This is a genomic window from Hydrogenophaga sp. (assembly GCF_026125825.1).
Lineage (GTDB): Bacteria > Pseudomonadota > Gammaproteobacteria > Burkholderiales > Burkholderiaceae_C > Hydrogenophaga.
In genome coordinates, this window is sequence record NZ_JAHCKK010000173.1 from 1 (window position 1) to 4,432 (window position 4,432).

Here is a 4,432-nt window from a genome sequence, read left to right on the forward strand (position 1 = left end):
CAGCACCTCGACCATGAAGATGCCCGCCTTGCGGACGATCTCGAACTTCTCCGACAGCCACGTGCCGATCTCCCAGCCGATGATGGCCGCGCCGAGCACGCCGAAGGCCACGCGCAGCTTGCCGACCGTGGCGATGGCATTCGACAGGGACAGGTTCGCCATCGCCCACGCCGCCGCCGTGGTGCTGGCCGCCGTCACTGCTGCCGCGCCCGCCGTCTGCCACGCGATGATCAGCGCCGGAATCAGGCGGTAGACCAGCACCGCGAGGCCGACCTCGGCGATGCGCCCCAGCCACTTCATCACCGTGTCCAGGTTCTCCGACAGCCACGTCAGCGCCTCGGCGAGCTTCTTGGTGAAGCCGGTCGATTCGTCGAGCTTGCTGATCCACTGGCCGAAGGCGTTCGACAGGCGCGTGAAGGCCTGGCTGACGGTCATCGGCAGTTGCGCGTACTCGCTGGCCAGCTTGTCCTTCTGGCTCATCAGCGCGTTGACCACCACGTCGGCGGTGAGCCGCCCTTCTTCGGCGAGCTTGCGCAGCCGTCCGATGGGCACGTTCAGGCCATCGGCGAGCGCCTTGGCCAGACGCGGGCTGTTCTCGACGACGGAGTTGAATTCCTCGCCACGCAGCACGCCCGAGGCCAAGGCCTGCCCGAACTGCAGCAGGGACGACTGCGCCTCGGTGGCCGATGCGCCCGACAGGCGCAGCGCCTGCGAGATGCTCTCGGTGAGCGAGAGCGCGTCCTTCTGCTCGCCGCCCAGCATCCGCACGGCCTGCTGGAGCTTGCCGTAGAGGGTGGCCGTCTCCTGGATCGGCACGCCGATGCGCTGCGCGATGGCGAACAGCTCCTTCTGCGCGACCGCGTATTCGCGCTGGCCTGCGGTGGCGAGCTTGAGGCGCGCGGACATCATGTTCCAGGCGTCGGCGATCTGGACGATCTCCTGCACCTTGCCCGCCGTCCAGTTGAGGGTGAGGAAGGCCAGCAACTGCGTCTTGGCCTTGGCGACCTGATCGCCGAAGGCGTTCATTCCGGCCTTGACCTCGGCCATCCCGGCGGCGGCCTTGTCGCCTGCGGTCTTGGCGCTGGAGCCGAACCCGCCGAGGCTGCGTTCGGCCGAGGTGATGGCGCGTTTGAGCCCCTCGTCGGCCCCTTCGAGCGCGACGAGGATGGAAATGCGGTTCGCCATTTCAGTCCACCAGCCGCAACTGCTTCTCGATGCGCGCGGAGAGGCGCGGGATGCGAGCGGCGACGATGCGTTCGACGTTCAGGCGCTTCTTGAGCACGACCTTGGGCACCAGCACGGCGATGGGCACGTCCGCGCCGCGCTTGAGGCGCTTGACGCCCTCGGCCTTGCGGTAGCGGCGCTTGAAGCCCGACAGTGGCCGGTCGTGTTCCTTGATGTTCTCGGCCATCAGCACGATGTTCCCCTTGGCGTTCTTGATGAAATAGGCGTTGCCGCCGCGCATCAGCTCGGCGATCTGCGCCTTGAAGCGTTTGCGGCCGACACGTCCGTGCAGCGGGATCAGCATCCGGCCCCCAATGACGCCGCCACGCTCGTGGATGCCTGACCACGGGATGCGCGAGCCGACGTAGAGCGCGGGCAGCCGACTCCGATCCTTGTCCAGCACCTTGGCGGTGAAGCCCTTGACGAAGGACTTCTTGACCACCGCCATCTGGCCCGCGACGTGGCTGCGCACGTCCTGCTTGAGTTCGGTGGCTTCACTGGCGATGCCGCGCGCGACCGCCTTCTGCACCTTCTCGCGGAACTCGCCGCCCCAGCGGCGCAATTGCGCCTGCGCGGCCTTGCTATCGATGCGAACCGAGATGCGCATGGTCTTGGAGCCTGTCGAGGGTCTGGTCGAGGTGACGGGCGTCGCCGCGCGCGCCGATGGCGATCAGCGAGAGCAGCCGTGCGTCGCGTGCGGCGTCCTCCCGCGCGGTGGCGGCGGCGAAGCCGCGCACCTGCGCCAGGGTGTAGTCGAGGATGTCCGGCAACCGGTGGCCGTGGGCGATCAGGTGCTGGACGGTGTCGAACCACCCGTGGCCATTGATGCCGTCGCGCCCGTCCGCGCGATCAGCCCGTCGAGCCGGGGCATCACCGTCCGGGTAAAAAAATCGGCGTTGACCTCGATCACCTTGGCCGCCAGCAGGATGGCCTCGTCGGCGGCCAGCTCATCGACCCACGCGCGCGGTTTGCCGACGGCAATCGACACTGCCGTCAGCAGGTCGTCGCCGCGCTCGCCGAACAGCGCCAGCCAGTCCATGCCATCGCCGCCGATCTGCTGCATCACCGGCGTGATGGCGCGCAGGAAGGCGGGCATCTGGCCGACCTTGAGCGGCTTGATGGCCAGCGGCTCGCCGTCGATGACCAGTTCCACCGCCTGCGGGATGAGGGTTTCCAGATCGCTCATGGCAGCCCCCATCACAGTTGCACGATGCGGCCGAACTGGCCGAGCACCGCGTCATAGGGTTTGGTGGTGTCGGCCAGGAGCGAGCCTTCCAGCTCGAACTTGTTGTACTCGTCCGAGATGAAAGAGATTTCCTTCAGCGGATCGAAGGCGACGCGGTACAGCTCCACCAGCACCTTGGCATTGCCCTGTGCGGTGTTGACGCCTTCCAGGCGCAGGAACCGCTCGGGCAGCGCCTGCGTGAAGATGCCGATCTCGGTGGCGACGCCGTAGCTGTAGGCCGCCTTGAACGGCGCGGTGAAGCCGGTGGTATCCAGAAACTGGAGGGCACCGAAGTCGGTGTCGGCGGTGTAGTGCGTGCCTGCGGTCAGCGTCGCGGGCGTGCCTGCCGAATCGGTCACCACCAGTGCCGACACCTTGGGATGCGCGAGGAAGTAGCGGTCGCCGACCACCGGAGCCGCGCCGCCGATGGGTTCGGCGGTCACCGTGCCGGCGCTGCCGGTGACGTGGTTGCCGTACAGCGCCAGGGCGAGGTTTTCCTTGGTGAACTCCTCGATGGTGAGGTTCACGGTGGCCGATTTCTGCCTGACCATCCGGTGATCCAGAGACCGTTGGCCGGTTTGGCTCTCGTAGTGCTCCAGCACATCGGTCTTGAGCGAGAGCTTCAGCTCGGCGACGTTGCCGGGCGAACGCACTTCGATGGGCAGGCCGTCGATATCGCGCTTGCCGAGGAAGACGCGGCCCTGAAAACTGGCGTAGGTGCTCATGATTTGGATTCCTTGCGTTGGGTGGGAGTGGGTTTGGCTTCGATGGGAGCGCTGTCGCCTTCCGGCTGCGGCACGGGTGCGGGCTGGCGGTCGTGGCGGGCGATGCCGTTGGCGATGAGCCAGTCGGCGGTGCTGCCATCCACATCGAGCCGTTCGCCCGCCTTGTGGGCTTGGCCCGCGTGGGTATGCGGGTGAGTCAGAACGATGGAAGTCATGGGTGTCATCCCTTGGTTGAAAGATCGGTGTCGAGCGTCCGGTAGGTGATCGCGTAGCGCGCGGGAATAGCGACGGCCACCGCGTCGGCGTCCTCGACGTCCCATTCGCATTCCTGCTCGCGGATGCCAAGGCACAAGCCACCCAGATTCCGGTCGGCCAGCAGCGCGGCGTGGGCGGCGGTCAGCAGCCGGTCGGCTTCTGTCTCCGGAATCGCGGGCGGCACCGTGCGGGCCAGCGCGACGAGGCGCACGATCAGTTCACGCGTGACGCGGTCGTTGGCGCGTTCGGTGATGGATTCGGATTCGGGGAACACCACCAGCGCCGGGCACTGCTCCCGGCTGATGGCCACCGTGGGCGAGCGGTGCAGCGTGGCCCCGAGCGATTCCACCGGCGTGCGGACGGCCGCCATCACCGCGAGCAGAATCTGTTCGCGGATCGAGTTGCCGGACACGGGTCAGAGCCTTGTGAGCTTGGCGCGCATCTCCGAGCCATCGCCCACGGCCCGGATGTCGCGCACCTGATAGATCACGCTGCCGATCTCCACCGTGTCGCGCGGGGCCAGACCCATAAACACCGACGCCGGATACGACATCTGGTGGTCGGTGGTCGAGGCCAGCCCATCGAACACGGTGTCGTCGGGCGCGGCGAAGCCCACTGGATGCTGCTGGGCGGGACTGCCATCCGACGGTTGCCAGCGGCACTCCCTGAGCAGCCCGGCGTTGCCCGCTGAGGCGTAGATCTGTTCCACGATGCCCATCACGCCACCGTCAGCTTGACCAACACGCCGGGGCGATGGCACATCGGCAGCGGGTTGGACTGCGTGTGAAGGTCGGTGCCCCGGTCGAACTTGCGCGGCTCCTGCTTGGCGTACAGCGGTTGGCCCACCGTGTTGACGGTCTCGTTGAAGTCCGCCGGCGCGAAGTAGGTGCCGAAGGTGTCGATGGTGCCCAGCGGGAAAGCGTGGGCCTCACCGGCGGCGATGAAGCGGCGCGCGGTGCCGCTGGCATCGGTGGCCTGGCCCCGGTACTCCTCGAAGGTGATG

The 4,432-nt window shown here is 67.3% G+C and carries 9 protein-coding genes; all 9 read right to left on the reverse strand.

All coding sequences use genetic code 11. The features are described 5' to 3' along the window. Positions 1 to 1,185, reverse strand: a 1,185-nt coding sequence (locus KIT86_RS24360) for a tape measure protein (protein ID WP_297403212.1), incomplete at its 3' end; no start/stop codon positions are given. 1 nt (position 1,186) lies between these two features. Continuing rightward, entirely contained in the window at positions 1,187 to 1,831 is a 645-nt protein-coding gene (locus KIT86_RS24365) for a DUF6441 family protein (RefSeq protein WP_297403213.1), read from the reverse strand. Continuing rightward, a complete protein-coding gene (locus KIT86_RS24370) occupies positions 1,806 to 2,015 on the reverse strand; it encodes a hypothetical protein (RefSeq protein ID WP_041838904.1) in 210 nt (69 codons plus the stop codon). The genes KIT86_RS24365 and KIT86_RS24370 overlap by 26 nt, the downstream gene beginning before the upstream one ends. Next, positions 2,012 to 2,410 carry a hypothetical protein gene (locus tag KIT86_RS24375; RefSeq protein ID WP_297403216.1) on the reverse strand — a complete coding sequence of 133 codons (399 nt, stop codon included), beginning with the start codon at positions 2,408 to 2,410 and terminating at the stop codon, positions 2,012 to 2,014. Before KIT86_RS24375 ends, KIT86_RS24370 begins: the two co-directional genes overlap by 4 nt. Positions 2,411 to 2,421: 11 nt before the next feature. Beyond that, on the reverse strand, positions 2,422 to 3,174 hold the full coding sequence (locus tag KIT86_RS24380; RefSeq protein WP_297403218.1) for a hypothetical protein: 753 nt from the start codon (positions 3,172 to 3,174) through the stop codon (positions 2,422 to 2,424). Beyond that, entirely contained in the window at positions 3,171 to 3,389 is a 219-nt protein-coding gene (locus tag KIT86_RS24385; RefSeq protein ID WP_297403219.1) for a hypothetical protein, read from the reverse strand. The genes KIT86_RS24380 and KIT86_RS24385 overlap by 4 nt, the downstream gene beginning before the upstream one ends. Positions 3,390 to 3,394: 5 nt before the next feature. Further along, the gene (locus tag KIT86_RS24390) at positions 3,395 to 3,841 is read right to left on the reverse strand and encodes a hypothetical protein (protein ID WP_297403222.1); all 447 of its coding nucleotides are present in this window, start codon (positions 3,839 to 3,841) and stop codon (positions 3,395 to 3,397) included. 3 nt (positions 3,842 to 3,844) lie between these two features. Further along, positions 3,845 to 4,147 (reverse strand): hypothetical protein, encoded by a 303-nt coding sequence (locus KIT86_RS24395; RefSeq protein ID WP_297403224.1) that lies wholly within the window; start codon positions 4,145 to 4,147, stop codon positions 3,845 to 3,847. Then, positions 4,147 to 4,432, reverse strand: a 286-nt coding sequence (locus tag KIT86_RS24400; protein ID WP_297403226.1) for a major capsid protein, incomplete at its 5' end; no start/stop codon positions are given. The genes KIT86_RS24400 and KIT86_RS24395, both read right to left, overlap by 1 nt.

Excerpts from the sequence above, each read along its gene's own strand:
- KIT86_RS24395 (WP_297403224.1), bottom strand. The coding sequence starts at position 4,147 with ATGGGCATCGTGGAACAGATCTACGCCTCAGCGGGCAACGCCGGGCTG.
- KIT86_RS24385 (WP_297403219.1), bottom strand. The coding sequence starts at position 3,389 with ATGACTTCCATCGTTCTGACTCACCCGCATACCCACGCGGGCCAAGCC.
- KIT86_RS24365 (WP_297403213.1), bottom strand. The coding sequence starts at position 1,831 with ATGCGCATCTCGGTTCGCATCGATAGCAAGGCCGCGCAGGCGCAATTG.
- KIT86_RS24375 (WP_297403216.1), bottom strand. The coding sequence starts at position 2,410 with ATGAGCGATCTGGAAACCCTCATCCCGCAGGCGGTGGAACTGGTCATC.
- KIT86_RS24380 (WP_297403218.1), bottom strand. The coding sequence starts at position 3,174 with ATGAGCACCTACGCCAGTTTTCAGGGCCGCGTCTTCCTCGGCAAGCGC.